We start from the raw sequence: 15800 nt of genomic DNA, 5'->3' as shown, positions 1-15800 counted from the left end.
CTGAATCAGTGGCGCAGCGATGAGCGGGCGCAGTCCAGAATTCGGGGCGGTGTTTCTGGTACTGTCTGCGGCGGTTCGGGCTTGTCTTCTGCCGGTGGCCGTATCACCTCGTCAATAGACTCGGTGGTGCGAAAGGTTGCGGAGCAAAAGACATTCACGCACTGGAGGTAGCTCTGTTTGACGTTATCCGACAGGTAACGGCTGGTACGGACATGGGCAGCCTGTTTGCAGTACGGGCAGCGCATCATGGCTTAACCCCCCGCGATTTTTTCTTCTGTGCCAGCTCTTTAGCCCGCGCCATTCTGAGAACAGGGCTTTTATAGAGTTTCATATCCACGCCGGTGAGTGCCGGACGGTGAAGCCCAATTTTTGAAATTACCGGCTCCTGCGCCATGTTGAATGTGTAGTACCTGCTTTGCGCCAGTACATTCTCACCCAGCTCCTGAATGAGAACGTTGTGAGGGTGTTCTTCCCCCTTCATTTCGAGTTCACGCAGACGTAACGCAAATGCGCGCACCAGTGAGGGAGGGATGTCTTTCATCACGGTCGCCCACTCATTCCGGGAGTAGGCAGAGAACACCGTAAAATGCGTGCCGACGTACTTATCTCCTGATGTACAGGCGGACAGCATGGTACTGGCCTTATCATCGTTGAGTTCATCAATCAGGGCGGTGAATTCCTCCGCCAGCTCCCGACCGGCCACTCGCTGACTGTGTTCGGCTTTCAGTTCCGGGGTCATCATGCCGCGCAGTTCGCGAAAACGGGTACGCCAGTTCTGTTCCGCTTCGGCACTTTCATTCAGGGCGTTCTGACGCTCTTTCTCGCTGCGGGTAATGGCCGCATCAATATCATTCAGTTTCAGCATGTTTTCCGTGTGCGCGGATTTGGCCTTGCTGAATGCCTCAAGCGCGTTATTTATCGTGGCCTCTGCGTTCTGGTTTGCTTTCTCGTTAAGGGTATCCAGTGCGCTGTCAATGGCCGTGCGGATGTTCTCATCCTGCGTGCTGCCGATGGTTTTCATTACTGCGGTAAACAAATCTGGTTTCATCGTCGGGTTCTCTCTGTGTTTTCAACCTGACGCCATTCTGTCAACGACGGGTAAAAAGTGATCCACTTACATCTCCACCGACGGTCTAATATTGATCCACCGTTTTACTCAGGATTAGCTTCAGCGATAACCCCGGCCTTTCGTTTCTGTTTCAGTCGATAACTCTCTCCTTTTATTTGAACAACGTGTGAGTGGTGTAAGATCCGGTCCAGCATCGCGGATGTTAGCGCCGCATCACCGGCGAACGTCTGATCCCACTGCCCGAACGGCAGGTTGGAGGTCAGGATCATCGCGCTCTTTTCATAACGTTTGGCGATGACCTGGAAGAACAGCTTGGCTTCTTCCTGGCTGAACGGCAGGTAGCCTATTTCATCGATGATGAGCAGCTTTGGTGCCATCACGCCACGGTGAAGCGTTGTTTTATAGCGCCCCTGGCGTTGTGCCGTGGACAGCTGAAGCAAGAGATCCGCCGCCGTAGTGAAGCGAACCTTGATACCCGCCCGTACCGCTTCGTAGCCCATTGCTATTGCCAGATGCGTTTTCCCCACGCCGGATGGCCCCAGCAACACGATGTTTTCGTTGCGCTCTATGAAGCTCAGTGAACGCAGCGACTGGATCTGCTTCTGCGGCGCACCGGTGGCGAAGGTAAAGTCGTATTCTTCGAACGTTTTCACTGCCGGGAAGGCCGCCATCCGGGTATACATTGCCTGTTTACGCTGATGTCGGGCCAGTTTCTCTTCGTGAAGCAGATGCTCCAGGAAGTCCATGTAACTCCATTCCTGCTCCACTGCCTGCTGTGACAGGGCTGGCGCTGCGCTGATCAGACTGTCCAGTTGCAGCTGTTCGGCAAGCACCATCAGCCGTTGATGTTGCAGTTCCACCATCATGCGGCTCCTCTGCAGAACGTGTCATAGATGGATAGCGGGTGGTGCAGTGGCTGCCTGTCGAAGGTCACCAGGCTTTCGTCTACCTGCACGTCATACTGTTTTTTCTCCGTCGGTAGAGCCAGCATGGACTGCTGCTCTTCGATCCAGCGATCGCAGGGACGGGTCTGTATTGTTTCGTGCCTGCGCTGGTTAGCGACATCGTGCAACCAGCGCAGGCCGTAGCGGTTGGCTGTTTCAACATCGACGGTGAACTGGTACATCGGGTGCAGGTTGTTGCAGGTTTCGGTTGGTACTTCGTACACCTTGTACTGGCCGAACAGCGTGCCGACAAAGTGAATACGCGGCTGCTGGCGGTAGTTGGCCGCCGGGGTGAACATATCAGCCGGCAGGCTCTTGATCAGGTTAGCTGCGGAGCCACCAGCATACATGCCGGTAATACCAACGGTTTTGGTACGGTTGCTCATTTGCTGGGACATGCCATTCAGCTTAACGCGCAAGTTTTCCATGTATTCCTTGAAGGTCTGGCTCGCAGGCACAGATACGTCAAAGGTAGTCACACAAACAGCGCCCAGTAGCATCCCTTTCAGGCGGGACTTGTCGATCTCGTCAGCCATCACGGAACGGATCGAGTTCAGACTCATAGAGGCTAGGTCGAGGCCGAACTCGCGTTTCAGGCCCATTGCGGCTTGAATGGTGTGCTCAGCTGCTAGGATGTATTCAGAGGGGTACAGCTTGAAGCTGTCCATATCGTGAGTAATCGTCGGGATCAGCTTCGGGGCTTTCTCGATATCCACTTCGAAGCGGGTGGACAGCTCGGCGCCGACCGGCAGGGCAGTTTGGCTGTTGATATTGATCGTACCTTGAGTCATATCAACGGTGCCTGACAGCAAGTATTCGGTGCTGTCTTTGACGTAGCGCCCCATGAATTGACCATCGTTATTAGCCGTAGCGATGGCTTTACGGTTAATGAAAATCATGGTGCGACCACGACGCAACGGCATCGAGATACCAGCTGGACAGTCGTCTTTGGTGCTGAACTTGAAGGTAGTCTTCGTCCCGTCCGGTTGCTGCGCTTTCGGGAATAAATGGAACTGACGCATCTGGGAATACTGCCCCATATCATGCACGTCCAGCTCATCACCAGCCTTATGATCACCGAAGGTTGAACCGGCGCGGCGCTTGATCTCAAAAACCTCGATCTCGTCACGCTCACACGGGATAAACGTACAAGCATCGGCAGTTGCGGAGGCCAGTTGAACCGGCAGGATCATCGCGGCCATCAGGGCACGCTTTTGGATACCGTCGCTGGTGGACATGCTATCAGCCATCGCCTTAACAGCTGACTCCAGCATCATCGGTTGACGGCTGGTGTCATTGCTCCGGGCGTTGATGCCGACATCCATGATGTTTTCAAGCGCCTTGTGGGCGGTGGCGAGAATATCAGGGCGCGGCATTGAGTTGGTGCCGTTGGCAAACTCCGCTAGGGCTGCGCCCCACGCAGTACCAATCAAACTCAACTCTGCATCAGAGGATGATTCGAACATGGGGATGGTGCGCATAGCTGCAACAATGGAGTTTGCACGCGCAGTAGGATCTTGAATGAATTGCCCGTTTGCGAACTGAGAGTCGCTAGCGAAGCTCAGTACGGTGCGGGAGCGATCAGAGATATCGAGCAGGCGCTGCTCAAGTTTATTTTGAATGGTCAATGGCACACCCTAAAGTCAGTGTGCGCAGCTGATTAACTTTACCGTCTGCAATGATAGAGCAAACGCCCATGATTGCTAAGAGAAAACAGAAAATTTTCTGCTGATCTTTCCAGTTGTGGGGATAGGCTACAGCCTATATGCTTCGATGAAGCATTGTAGGAGCCTTTTACCGGATTGCTTGATTATTGCTCTCTTAATGGCAGTATCCTTGGTTTTACTGTGGTGTCCCAGCAGAAATTATTTGCTTCTTGATTATTAACTCACCGATATTTTTATTCGTCTGATGTAAGACTGGCTTCGATTTCCTTGTCCCTGTATTGACCATCGTATTATGGCTGTTTTCATTGCTAGTAGAACTGGACGGGAGGCAACATACTTCTCATCGTTCGCCAGCTATCCTTCGGATGAGGGCGGTGCTCTTTAATTTCGATGAGGGAATATTCAGCACATGCAAGCAATTAATTGAACTATAACTATAAAAATAATACAATTTAAATCACGTTTAATATATTTATTCAGTCATTAGGAGTTATGGGGTCATGATAAAACTGATAATCACTTCGCTTACATTTTGTTCTTTTATGTCTATTGCTGCTGGATCAGCGCCAAGTAACATACAGCCATATCGCAGTAACTTATCAAACTATGTTGAAACGCTTGTTATTACCAGTTGTGAGCAAACACTAAAAGGAGTATCTAAGGATACAATTATAGACAGAGCAGTGGCGGGGATGAATAAAAATACTAATACTTACGGCATAATCTATAATACAGCCACGCTAGGCGAAATGATTGGCAATAAATTAAGCAAAGAAAAGAAAATAATCATAGCAGATAAAGCAGAAATTGATAATTGTCATGATGCTGCTAAGGTCATAATGAATACAGATAGTATGAAAGAGATAGTTAATCAAATGACGGCTGAAACGAAACCGGTTGAAGCCACATCTAAAGCTAGTACATCTAATGATAAAGTTTACTGCACAACGGCAAAAGCTTTAGCTGAACTGTATGATGCTAATGAAGTTGCAGCTGACAATAAGATCGGAGGGCGTAGCGTCGAGGTTACTGGAGTAGTTCAGGATATCAACAAAGACTTTGCGGATAATGTGGTTGTCCAACTCCAGAGCGGCAATCGCCTTTTGCCTGTACGTCTTTATATGAGTGAGTCGGAAAGGATGAAAGCGTCTGAGCTGTCCAAAGGACAAAAAAAGACGATCACTTGTGAAAAGATGGCGCTGATTATTGGTGCTCCGTCAGGTAGTGACTGTACGTTTAACTAATATCTCGTTTGTATTGGCGTTTTTAAAGATCTAACTCGCCCCCAATGGTTTAGGTATTCTTATCTAGTACCTCGATGCCAGGCGGGGCGGTACGGTTTCAGTCAGAGAACAGTCCTGCTACCGTCTTCATGGGTAAAAATAGCCTCACGCGACCGTCATAAGAGCATAGCGTCTCGAACCCATACTTGCGGTAGAAACTCTCCGCCTTGTCATTTAAACAATCCACTACCACAGCATAAGCGTGTAAGAAGTAGTTAACATTCCATAGATACTCTAATGCTTTTATTAGCGTTATTTTCCCTAATCCATCCCCCTGATTGTCAATGTGAACAGATAGCTGAGCAAGCAGGAAAACGGGAACAGGGTAGTGAGGTAGTTTCTTCCCTAGATCGTCCGGGAGTGAGTTTCGGGTAATTGAACTTGGGGCTACGGTATAGAAAGCACAGATGGGATGTTTGTTATTGGGTAGGGCATCAGTAGCAGGTAAAACCATTGTCTTACTGATGCCCACTCGCATGTGTTTTAACGCGAAATTTTTAATAAAATTGTTTAGCTCTATTTCGCCGCAGTCGAAAGAATCTCTGTCGTGATCAGCTTTACTCAGCTCCTTAAACTCTGTCCCACTATTCATTTAATGCCCTTTTCACGAGTAAATGATAGGGCTGATTTCAGGGCAGAATTCGGCTCTTTTGCCTGCTCACAAGCATTCATAAATTGGTCAAAAATGTCGTTTGGTAGAGCCATGCTTTCATGCGCAGCGATTACTCTCTTTGCATCATTATCAACAATATGAACGATATATTCCGTTAGAGTTTTTAAACCGAGCAGAGCGGATGCTTTCTCTGCTTTCGCTTTGATTTCTGGGTCTAACCGCAGGTCTAAGCGAGCTGTAGCCATAGTACATCTCCTACAAGATAAAACTTACCTGTACTCATTGTACATAAAACACCCTGCACACTCAAGTGTACGGACTTCTTCCGTACATGTCAGCTATCGTGCAGTCCTGATTTTAAACAAAGCCCGGATTTTTTGCAGATGCTTGGAGCCGTCGCACTGAATAGCTTGTCGTTCTCGATAGTTTTCCTCGGCAATTCGGTTGGCCTGAGCGTATCGAGTATGCTGGAACGCTGTTTGGTTTTGATTTTTCGAGCCAAAAGAGCCTTTGTTTTGTTTGTTTCTGAAAGAAACTGATCTTGGAGGGCAATTTGAGGGTGCAATGTTATTAGCCTCCTTGACCTGCTTAGCTTTACACCGAGTTTTAAGCTGGTGGGCGAACTGCATGATCCGACCGGTACAGAAGGTGTATAGGCTGGCGGCCTGTCGGCGGCGCCCGGTTTTTTTGCAGATATAATGCCGGTGGCTGATCGTGATAACGCCTAACTCCACCAGCTTTTTCAGATGGTACTTAGCTGTGCGCAGAGATACGCCCGCCAGGTTAGCCAGGGTGGCGATTTTAGGAAAGCATACCCAGCCGACATGTGTTTTCTTGGCATATGAGGCAAGGGTTTCAGCAGTGTTGCGCACTGAGTCGATACAGGGAAGGAACCGGCAGCAGGCTTGTAGCTGGTTGCTGTGTTTTAGTGTCACCGACCGCCGTCGCTTATTGGCGCGGCTGGATGTTGATATTTGATATGCATGACGTTATGATCTCTACAGTTTTAAGCAACGCGAAGCCCTCGCGGTTACGCGATGCTGATACTAGCCCCCAGTGATTAAGAGTTCCTCGCCAAAGTTACTCTCTTATCTTGGGGGTTTTTCTTTTTCTGCTTCCGGTGAAACCGAAAACGGCCAGATCCTACCCCGAACCACTCCACATGATCAAGCGATCAAAGCTCGACGCCAATAAAAAATCATATACCTTTCAACATATTGGCTATAGCGAGCCGTCTTGGTGACTGATGTTTTGGCGGTTAGACCATCAAAAATGATAGCGTTGGGTATACGGCGGGCTGGCGCCGGATAGGCACAAGGTGTCAGCATGGCTTCGCATCATTGAATTTACCATATATAATAAATTAACCTTGCTATATTTATCATATATGGTAAATTGTCATTATGGTTTGAGTTATGGAGAAACATAATGAGTCCGGCGGTATATAACGAGAAAGGATTTCGCTTCTACTTCTTCTCTCGCGAAGAACAAAGAATGCACATCCATGTGGTGGGTAAAGATGGCGAAGCAAAATTCTGGATTGAACCCGAAGTAACACTAGCCACCAGCTATAACCTTTCAGTTGTTAACCTGAGTAAGTTAGAGCAAAGCGTTAGGGAGCATGAAGATGAAATCAGATCAGCTTGGCACAAACATTTCGGTGGCTGAGGTCTTAGACCTCACCCCACACGGCATCTGGTTATTAGCACAGGGGGAGGAGCATTTCCTCCCTTATGAGCATTTCCCTTGGTTCAGGAGTGCTGCCATCGATGCAGTATTCAATGTAGAGCCGATGGGGCGGGATGGCCTATGCTGGCCGGATCTGGATATTGACCTGTCCATTGATAGTATCCGCCACCCCGAAAATTATCCGTTGGTATCGCATTCCTAATGGAGGTGCCAATGACAAACACGCAGTTTGACCTGCTGCTATCGTTAACCAGCATTAGGTCTGATGGGGTTATTTCTGCTATGCGTGCTGTTTTAGTCGATGGAGAGACGCAAAAAGCGGCGTCAGAGCAATATGGCGTCAATCCTGCGCAGCTCTCTATCCGGCTCGGGGTGCTGAAAGCGGTGGATCAGACCGTCAGTAAGTTGACTCCGTTCTACTCGCATTAACTCCCATGTTGCTCTTAACTTGAACCGATAGAACCCGCCTCCCGGCGGGTTTTTTTATGCCGGTTTTTGGTCTGGGAATAGGGCGGCCTTCACTCCGTCGGGCATGACCGCAAGAGCCGCCTCACGCATTGCGCCACCGGCGCCGACGTTTGCTAACAGAGTAATGCTGATCGCATCCTGAAATGCAGCGTGGCTGGTGGATAGCGATGCACGCCCGGAGGCACGCAGATCGTCAATCGGTTGGCTGTTTCAACATCGACGGTGATCCCCAACGGACGCAGGCGAGTCATTAGCGGGATGTAGAAGCTGTTGCGGGTGTACTGCACCATCCGCTCCACCTTGCCTTTAGTCTGTGCTCTGAAGGGGCGGCACAGCCGTGGAGAGAAGCCCATCTCTTTGCCGAACTGCCACAGTGAAGGGTTGAACCGGTGTTGCCCGGCCCGATAAGCATCGCGCTGTAGCACTACCGTTTTCATGTTGTCGTAGAGCACTTCACGCGGTACGCCACCGAAGAAGCTGAACGCATTACGGTGGCATTCTTCCAGGGTGTCGTAGCGCATATTGTCAGTGAACTCGATATACAGCATTCTGCTGAACCCCAGAACGGCAACGAACACATGAAGTGGTGATTTGCCATTACGCATGGTGCCCCAGTCAACCTGCATCTGTCGTCCTGGCTCTGTTTCGAAGCGCACGACAGGCTCCTGTTCCTGAGGAATGGCAAGTGAACGTATGAACTCTCTCAGGATGGTCATGCCACCACGATAACCCTGCTCCGTGATCTCGCGGGCGATGACCGTTGCAGGGATTTTATAAGGATGAGCATCGGCGATGCGTTGCCGAATATAGTCCCGGTATTCATCCAGGAGTGAAGCGGTTGCGGGACGCGGCGTATATTTTGGCGGCTCAGACTGCGCACGCAGATAACGCTTTACGGTGTTACGGGAGATACCCAGTTCCCTGGCGATCGCCCGACTGCTCATACCCTGCTTATGCAGGATTTTAATTTCCATAACTGTCTCAAAAGTGACCATAAGCTCTCCCGAATCAGGAGAGCAGATTAACCCCTGGATCTAATTTCAGGCGTCGGATATGGATCACTTTCGCACCGTTGGTAACAAATTTCACCGCGGTCAGACCCAGCAGGAGCCCTGATGTCGCCACTGCCAGGCTCGAATGCATCAGGATCCCACAATTGACACCTGCATCATTCCCTGTCTTGATTAGACCAGCGGTGTGATTGCCTGCAAATCCTACAGCATCAGGGTTATCCCGGTGGTAGCCAAATGTTGTGGTGTCCTGAAGCAGTAGAATCTTCTCGCCTTGCAGTGCATGTATCCTTTGACTGGTAGCCTCGGAATGTCCCTGCCGCAGGTGCTGCTCATCAATCCTGTTGCTGGAAAGGAACCGGTAAGCGGCTTTTGTTGCTGCATTATCCTGGCAGGCAAAAGGGAGGCTGTTGCCCATTCCCCGCCAGAGTTTTTGCATGAGACTTTTAAAACGGTTGGCATGGCGGCGATCGCTAAAGACAGAAGAATTAATTTCCTCATCGAGCCATGAAGGCGAGGTCTGTTCCTGATTAATCATTCAACCATCCCTGAAAGTAATTCAGCCAACTATCATAATGATTACCTTAATATAATTGTGGGTAGTTGCAAGTCACGCTGTACGCTTACACTGAACCTGAGGAGCCACCTTAGCTACTTTGCCAAAGAGCGCACCAAGTTTACAACAAGGAAGAACGTTCATTCAGGGGAAGTGTCAGGTGAACCAGCGCTACACGGAGGGAGTCCCCCTCCTGTAATATGAAGAGGGACAAGTGTACCGATGATCAATACTCCCACGCCTCAAACGCCAGCGGCATCTTATTGAGCAAATCTCGCCGCTCGCGCCAGTTAGGGATCAAGCGGTCCATATGTAGACGGAAGCGCTCATTATGATGACGCTCCAGTAGGTGAACCAGTTCATGCACCAGAATATACTCCAGACACTCAGGTGGTTTCTTGACCAGTTCCAGATTAAACCAGACTCGCTTTGTGGTGGTATTACAGGTGCCCCAAAAGGTTTTCATCTTTTTAATGCCCCAGAACGTCGCGGAAACACCGGTTCTGTCCTGCCATTCGGGCAGTAATTTAGCGACCTGCCGTTTCAGCTCATGCCGATAAAAGTCGGTTAATACCAGTGCCTTATTTTCGTTGCTGGTTCCTGGCTGAACATAAAGCTGGAGTTTATTATTTCCCGCAATTTTCACCTCATGACGTCCCTGACGCTCGATCACAAACAAACGATATTTACGACCCCAAAGATAGTGGCATTCTCCGCTGACCATTTCCCGTTCGGACTGGCGTGGCTGTCTGGCGAAATCCTGCTGTTGTTTTCGAATCCAGCGAAAGCGGGAAGCGACCGCCATCCGTATCGCCGTTTCTGTCATGTGTTCCGGGGCTGAAACGCGGACTTTGCCGTCAGGCGGCAGGACGCTGATATGCAAGTTCTTAATTGCCTTACGGTTAACCTGCAAGCGCAGCGTGCCTATCTGCATGACCGGCATCAGTGGTATTCCTTTTGCTTACGGGCAAGCTCAAGAACGTCATCAATATTGACGTTATAACTGGCGGTTTCTTCACGCAGTGCACGGGCAAGCTCTCGTTCCTTAAAACGATCGCCAATCCACTCCGCTTTTTTGGTATAGCGGATTGTCGTATCAATACGGGTTGCCAGCACCTCGTCATGGCCGAAGTTATCATAAAATGCCCGCTTTGCCTGCGTATCCATCGTTTCTGGATAGGATGCTCCGTTGGTTTGTTCTGGGCGGATAACCTGCTTGCTCAAATCCCGGATACGCTCCAGGTACTGCTGATAATCAAGCGCATTCTGGCGGCGAAGGGTAATCAGCTCATCCAGCAACAGCGACATGCGCCCGTAGTATTTTGGGTTCACCGGGTTTTCATCCACAATGGTTTTACGCACGTTGTTTTCGATGGTTTCTGCCATCGCATCCTGATTATTGCGGATCTCGTCCGGCAGAGCAGCAGTTGCTGCTGCGCCTTTTTCAACAATCAGCTCAATCAGGCTTAACTCTTCGAAATCCATCAGCACTTCGCTACCGTCGGCGCGAACATACATATCCAGCAGGTGGCGCATGGCGGGCTCAAAGCGCTTCATGTCCAGCAGATCGCCGCTGGTTAGTTTAATGTCGTAGCGCAGTCTCTCGAATTTAGCGACTTCGGCTCGAATGCTTTCCACTTCCTCATTGGTATAACCCGCTTCCTGCATTTCATTCGCCAGGCTGGCGTAAGCGCGCAGCAGGCGGGCGACATTCTGATAGAACGAAAGGCGCAGCGCCTCTTTTTCGCCTAATACCGCCTGGTTTTCTCCCGACTGACCACAGAAATAGTGCTGATAGTCCTGCAATTCGCGCGGTGCCTTGACGGGTTCGCACAGGCTGCGAACCACCTCCAGCGCGCTGTCGAGATCCAGCTTCGCCTGCTCCAGACGATTTTTCAGCAGGCCATCAACATCATCCCGATCGTAATCGTCAAACGCGCCTGCGGTGTAATCGGTTATCGCTTTATCCAGCGAGCGAAACAGATCCTTATAATCGATAATATAGCCGTACTCTTTATCTTCCCCATCCAGCCGGTTTACCCGACAAATCGCCTGAAACAGCGTATGGTCCGTCATGGTTTTATCGATATAGAGATAGGTGGCGGACGGCGCGTCAAAGCCGGTCAGCAGCTTATCCACCACGATAAGCAGACGCATTTGCCCCGGCTCATTAATAAAGCGCTGTTTAACGTCCCGCTCGAACTCTGCGATACGTCCGGCAACCTTCTCTTCGCTTTGCTCAAAATAGTCGGCCAGCATTTTGCGATAGGTCGAGAATTTAAACAGCTTCTCGGTCAGGCCCGCGCCAGTTTCTTCACCTTTGATACTGGCAGCATCGGGACGAAAGCTGGTTACAATCGCCACTTTTCCCGCCAGATCGGTCTGGCTGAACATCTCGTAAACCTTACAGGCCTGATACACGCTACTGCATACCAGCATGGCGTTACCGCGCCCGTCCATCAGGCGCGGGCGGGTATCCATATCCAACAGAATATCATTAACGATCTGCTCCAGCCGCGACTTGCTGGACAGCAGTTTCTGCATTGAGCCCCATTTCTGCTTAAGCTGGGTCTTGGCTAAATTCGACAGGCCGCGCGTTTTGGCCTCAAACCAGTCATCGACCTTTTTCTCAGACGTCAGATACTGGTCAATATCGCGGGCCTCATAGCGCAGATCCAGCACCACCCCGTCAGCCACGGCTTCATCAAACTTATAGGTATGGATATAAGGGCCGAACACCTCCACTGATTTCTTTTTATCTTTCTTCATCAGCGGCGTGCCGGTAAAACCGATAAACAGGGCTTCCGGCAGAATCGCAGTCATTGCGTTATGCAATTTACCAGACTGCGTGCGGTGGCACTCATCCACGAAGACGAAGAGATCACCTTTGGCGCGGAACGTTTTGGTCAGGGATTGTTGCAACTCAGTGATGAAGTCGTCGGTTGCCGCAGCGTCTTCCGCTTCGCTACGCCGACCGAACTTATGCACCAGCGAGCAGATGAGCCACGGGTTCGGGTGATTGAGCGTCGCGATCAGATCGCTACCGCTGGAGGTGCGATAAATCTCTTCATCCACGCCCATAAACACGCTTTCGATCTGTTCATCCAACTCGGTGCGGTCGGTCACAATCAACACGCGCGAATTGGGCACGTTTTCACGGATCCACTTTGCCAGCCAGACCATCGTCAGGCTTTTACCCGATCCCTGCGTATGCCAGATAATTCCACCTTCACGACGGGCAATATGCTGTTTAGCCGCCTCGACACCAAAGAACTGATTATGGCGACAGAGTTTTTTCACCCCAGCGTCAAAGGCCATATAGTTATGGACGATATCCAGCAGTCTTGATTTGCTGCAAAGGCGGCTTAAATGGAAGTCGAGCTTATGCGTATATATGCCGGTATTCTCTTCTTTCCACTCCAGATAATATTTTTCCGGCGTTTCGATGGTGCCGTAGCGCAGTCCCTGCGTATCGTTACCTGCCATCACCAGCTGTATGGTGGTGAAGAAATTGCGGATAAAGGTTTTCTTCTGATTATCGAGGTTCTGCCGGATGCCTTCGCTGACGTGAACTGACGAGCGTTTAAGTTCAATCACGCCCAGCGCGATGCCGTTAACGTACAGCACCAGATCCGGGCGCTTGCTGTATTCGCCGTTGACCGTCACCTCGTCGGCAATAGCGAAATCATTGGCTTCAGGATTTGCCCAGTCAATCAGCCATATGGTCTGATTCTGCTCGCCCGCGCCTTCCTTTTCCTTCACGCCGTAGCGCAGCAGGCGATAGACCTCTTTGTTGGCGTAATACAGCTTTTTGCCTTCGCCCAGCGCGGCGGCGGAATCCAGTTGTCGAAGCACACGGGTGATCAGGGTATCGCTAACGCCGCGCCGTTTCAGCCATGCGCTCAGTATGTCCGTATCGATATTGCTGTCACCGGCATATCCTGCGCTCCGGCCCAGATAGCGGTAGCCTAAATCCTTAACAAAAAACTGAATCAGACGCTCTTGCGTGGCGCGTTCGCGCTGGCCGATGCTGCTCAAAAGGCGCTCTCCTTAGAGCCTGTCCCACCAGGCTATTTTACTTGCCAAACTGGACTTGGGCAGTGCTCAAAATCCTCACGTACTGCGTGTACGCTCCGGTTTTTCCGCGCTGTCCGCATCCAGTCTGACTGCAACAATGACGCCTGCTGGGACAGGCTAATTTTCAGCAATGAAACTCCATCACGCGGTTAATGGCGAATTGCAGATTCTTATCGTCAAACAGCTTTATCTTACGGCTGGCCCAAGGTTCTCCCGCAGGCCACTGATGCAACCCCTCTTTCACCGAGTCCAGCGTCGGCTGGCATTGTCCCCGGGTCAACAACCAGTCAACGGTCGCCAACAGCTCCAGACCAAACGGCGATTCAAAACCGTCAATCAACTGGCTGACCTGCTCAAGCGCTGGCAACCACGCTTTGGCTTCGCTGTTCAGCCATAGGTTGATGTGTTCTTTTTCCCGATCGTTAAACCAGATCACATCCAGTGGCTGGCTGTCCGGGATACGTTTCTCGGCTTTCAGATAGGTACCGTCCAGCGCGTTAAGCAGATGGTTCAGGTTAGGAGCATAGGGGCCGTAATAGTGCGCCTCAAACCGCAGTTTTAACACGTCCTCCTGCTGGTGCTGTTCAATGGCGCGTTGTAGCAGCCATGCCAGCTTCTGGATTTCCAGCAGGCTGCACTCCATACCCAGCACCCAGTAGCGGCGCACCAGTTCAGCGATCATCGCTCTGGCGGGCGTGAGCTTTTTTACACCGCTGCTCTTGGCGACATTCTGGTATTTTTCGGTAGGCTCATAAATCAGGATTTCCGTGTCCTGAAGGTCGCCCAGCGTAGATTCAATCCGCGCCCGGACGTCCGGCCAGTTCAGGCCGCCGTTGCCCGCGCCCAGCGGGGGAATGGCGATGGACCGCACTTTCTTTTCGATCAAAAAGCGGCGCAAGTCCTGCAAACCGTCTTCGATCCACGCCATGCGGGAGTCGGCGCGCCAGTGCTGCTTGGTAGGGAAGTTGACGATCCAGCGTGGCCCCATCAGCTCGCCGGTTTCGGTAATAAACATCTTGCCGGTCATCACCTGCTTTTGTTTGCAGGCGTGGGCATAGGCTTTCATATTGTCGGGGAAGCGCTCTTTAAACATCAGCGCGATGCCTTTACCCATGACACCGACGGTATTCACCGTATTCACCAGTGCTTCCACAGGCGCGTCCAGTAAATTGCCTTGTGTATATGTGATCATGAGAAGTACCACCCGGCCCGTGCGTGAACGGGCATTGTCAGATTACGTTGCGACAGCCACTGCTCTAATTGTAACCTGACGCCATCGTTGTAACAAATCATCCCGACCAGCAGTGTGATGGGGCAGTGCTGCCAGATTAACGCCTCGGCCTGATAGCGTTCAAACTTCGCCGGATCGTCTGGATCGCGACGGAAATCCCGCGCCTGTAAGATAGACCAGTCGATCTGGTTCAGATCGTCCAGACGGGTGTAGTAGTTGACCCAGTTATAGTAGGCGTGGCTGTCGGTAAACACGAAGGGGATGTTCTGCGCCGCCACGTTTCGCAGGTTGCTGACCAGAATGACGATTTCCTCATTGGGGCGCTGCGTAATGCCGCCACGCCCGCTGTGGATATTCATCAGCATCGGCGAAAAGGGGGTAAAGTAAAACGGCACGTAGTCATGCAGCGTCCCGCCCATACCGACAGGCACCGGATGCCCGGCGCGTTTGCCGATAAGTTCCGGGTTGCCGATATTGATCCAGTTTGCCGCCTGCACCGGGCTGTTGCCGCAGTGCAGACCGTGGTCCAGTATCCACGGGATATTATCCCGATGGACAATGCGCCAAATCAGGGCTTTTTCCGGGTTGAGGTTGGCGCTGTAGTCGTAGGCCACGGTCAGGCTCCGGGGAACATATGTGGGCTGTTATTGACGTACATATTTAGTCCATAAGTTCTTTTTAGATTGTTAACGGTTGCTTCTGTTTCTGCATCAGGAACAAAAATACTATTAAAATCGCTTGCGGGAACACTTGTTGGGGAAAGACATTCCGCCATACAAACACACTTGCAATTGTCATCCCCATATTCACGGCGGTTCATGGTTTCCCAGTCAATGGTCGCCATACCCGCTTCATAATCAAGCAAAGTAATCGTTGAACCAGATAGCGGATGTCTGGGAATGACTGACCAGCTATTCGTCTGTGCATGGCTTCGACGAACAGTAATGAGGACGAACGTCTTATTTGGATTATTACGATGGACCCTGCCATCAAAGGGGTTTCGGGCGAAAAAATGGAAAGGAACATACTCTTCCAAACGTAAGGCACTGCGCGAAGCTATGATCTCAGGATCGGCAACATCTGAAAAACCACGCAAGAGGCTGCGTGATTTCAGTCCTTCGGAGAAAATGTCCTCCAGATTGTTCAGATCCGTTAAATGATAAAGAAACTGCTGTGTGCGAATATCTGGCATA

Annotated in this window: 16 protein-coding genes and 3 pseudogenes; 4 read left to right on the top strand and 15 right to left on the bottom strand. The window is 50.8% G+C overall.

The annotated features are described in order from the left end of the window. Positions 1–5: 5 nt before the first annotated feature. The 5 genes and pseudogenes from L1P05_RS14795 to L1P05_RS17580 form a co-directional block, all read right to left on the bottom strand. A complete protein-coding gene (locus tag L1P05_RS14795; protein ID WP_048591398.1) occupies positions 6–248 on the bottom strand; it encodes an ogr/Delta-like zinc finger family protein in 243 nt (80 codons plus the stop codon). Continuing rightward, complete coding sequence (locus L1P05_RS14790; RefSeq protein ID WP_012849899.1) at positions 245–1048, bottom strand: hypothetical protein; 804 nt, start codon at positions 1046–1048, stop codon at positions 245–247. Before L1P05_RS14790 ends, L1P05_RS14795 begins: the two co-directional genes overlap by 4 nt. Before the next feature lie 104 nt (positions 1049–1152). After that, complete coding sequence (istB, locus tag L1P05_RS14785; protein WP_012846920.1) at positions 1153–1935, bottom strand: IS21-like element ISSen3 family helper ATPase IstB; 783 nt, start codon at positions 1933–1935, stop codon at positions 1153–1155. Next, positions 1932–2204: pseudogene (locus L1P05_RS14780) on the bottom strand (IS21 family transposase); the annotation flags it as partial. The gene istB and the pseudogene L1P05_RS14780, both read right to left, overlap by 4 nt. A 78-nt stretch (positions 2205–2282) precedes the next feature. Next, a pseudogene (locus L1P05_RS17580) lies at positions 2283–2615 on the bottom strand (hypothetical protein); the annotation flags it as partial. Positions 2616–4180: 1565 nt separating this feature from the next. Between L1P05_RS17580 and L1P05_RS14775 the strand changes: the two are divergent. After that, entirely contained in the window at positions 4181–4924 is a 744-nt protein-coding gene (locus L1P05_RS14775; protein ID WP_012849897.1) for an OB-fold protein, read from the top strand. Positions 4925–5021: 97 nt separating this feature from the next. Here the strand turns inward: L1P05_RS14775 and L1P05_RS14770 are convergent, their stop codons facing one another. The 3 genes from L1P05_RS14770 to L1P05_RS14760 form a co-directional block, all read right to left on the bottom strand. After that, positions 5022–5555, bottom strand: coding sequence for a GNAT family N-acetyltransferase (locus L1P05_RS14770; protein WP_041692550.1), 534 nt, complete (start codon positions 5553–5555; stop codon positions 5022–5024). Then, positions 5552–5821: a type II toxin-antitoxin system TacA family antitoxin gene (locus L1P05_RS14765; RefSeq protein ID WP_041692549.1), complete on the bottom strand. Its 270-nt coding sequence runs from the start codon at positions 5819–5821 to the stop codon at positions 5552–5554. The genes L1P05_RS14770 and L1P05_RS14765 overlap by 4 nt, the downstream gene beginning before the upstream one ends. 93 nt (positions 5822–5914) lie before the next feature. Further along, positions 5915–6511 carry a helix-turn-helix domain-containing protein gene (locus L1P05_RS14760; protein ID WP_071818540.1) on the bottom strand — a complete coding sequence of 199 codons (597 nt, stop codon included), beginning with the start codon at positions 6509–6511 and terminating at the stop codon, positions 5915–5917. A 493-nt stretch (positions 6512–7004) separates the two neighbouring features. Between L1P05_RS14760 and L1P05_RS14755 the strand changes: the two genes are divergently transcribed. The 3 genes from L1P05_RS14755 to L1P05_RS14745 are packed head-to-tail and all read left to right on the top strand — an operon-like array spanning position 7005 to position 7694. After that, the gene (locus L1P05_RS14755) at positions 7005–7244 is read left to right on the top strand and encodes a DUF4160 domain-containing protein (RefSeq protein ID WP_012849894.1); all 240 of its coding nucleotides are present in this window, start codon (positions 7005–7007) and stop codon (positions 7242–7244) included. Beyond that, positions 7204–7467, top strand: coding sequence for a DUF2442 domain-containing protein (locus tag L1P05_RS14750; RefSeq protein ID WP_041692548.1), 264 nt, complete (start codon positions 7204–7206; stop codon positions 7465–7467). The genes L1P05_RS14755 and L1P05_RS14750 overlap by 41 nt, the downstream gene beginning before the upstream one ends. An 11-nt stretch (positions 7468–7478) precedes the next feature. Next, positions 7479–7694, top strand: coding sequence for a PapB/FocB family fimbrial expression transcriptional regulator (locus tag L1P05_RS14745; protein ID WP_012849893.1), 216 nt, complete (start codon positions 7479–7481; stop codon positions 7692–7694). Positions 7695–7930: 236 nt separating this feature from the next. On the opposite strand, the pseudogene istA reads toward L1P05_RS14745, so the two are convergent. From istA to L1P05_RS14710, 7 genes and pseudogenes are all read right to left on the bottom strand, one after another. Beyond that, positions 7931–8728: pseudogene (gene istA / locus L1P05_RS14740) on the bottom strand (IS21 family transposase); the annotation flags it as partial. A 13-nt stretch (positions 8729–8741) separates the two neighbouring features. Then, positions 8742–9281: an IS4/Tn5 family transposase DNA-binding protein gene (locus L1P05_RS14735; protein ID WP_012849891.1), complete on the bottom strand. Its 540-nt coding sequence runs from the start codon at positions 9279–9281 to the stop codon at positions 8742–8744. 244 nt (positions 9282–9525) lie between these two features. Then, positions 9526–10242 (bottom strand): M48 family metallopeptidase, encoded by a 717-nt coding sequence (locus tag L1P05_RS14730; RefSeq protein WP_012849890.1) that lies wholly within the window; start codon positions 10240–10242, stop codon positions 9526–9528. Continuing rightward, positions 10242–13337, bottom strand: a complete 3096-nt coding sequence (locus L1P05_RS14725) for a type I restriction endonuclease subunit R (protein ID WP_012849889.1) — start codon at positions 13335–13337, stop codon at positions 10242–10244. The genes L1P05_RS14730 and L1P05_RS14725 overlap by 1 nt, the downstream gene beginning before the upstream one ends. A 163-nt stretch (positions 13338–13500) precedes the next feature. Continuing rightward, positions 13501–14568 (bottom strand): type II toxin-antitoxin system antitoxin DNA ADP-ribosyl glycohydrolase DarG, encoded by a 1068-nt coding sequence (gene darG / locus L1P05_RS14720; protein WP_012849888.1) that lies wholly within the window; start codon positions 14566–14568, stop codon positions 13501–13503. Then, positions 14565–15221, bottom strand: coding sequence for a type II toxin-antitoxin system toxin DNA ADP-ribosyl transferase DarT (gene darT, locus L1P05_RS14715; protein WP_012849887.1), 657 nt, complete (start codon positions 15219–15221; stop codon positions 14565–14567). Before darT ends, darG begins: the two co-directional genes overlap by 4 nt. Positions 15222–15223: 2 nt before the next feature. After that, positions 15224–15799, bottom strand: a complete 576-nt coding sequence (locus tag L1P05_RS14710; RefSeq protein WP_012849886.1) for a DarT ssDNA thymidine ADP-ribosyltransferase family protein — start codon at positions 15797–15799, stop codon at positions 15224–15226. Position 15800: the final 1 nt, after the last annotated feature.

Origin of the sequence: Edwardsiella piscicida (assembly GCF_021733145.1) — a bacterium.
Lineage (GTDB): Bacteria > Pseudomonadota > Gammaproteobacteria > Enterobacterales > Enterobacteriaceae > Edwardsiella > Edwardsiella piscicida.
This window is presented reverse-complemented; position numbering and strand designations above follow the sequence as displayed.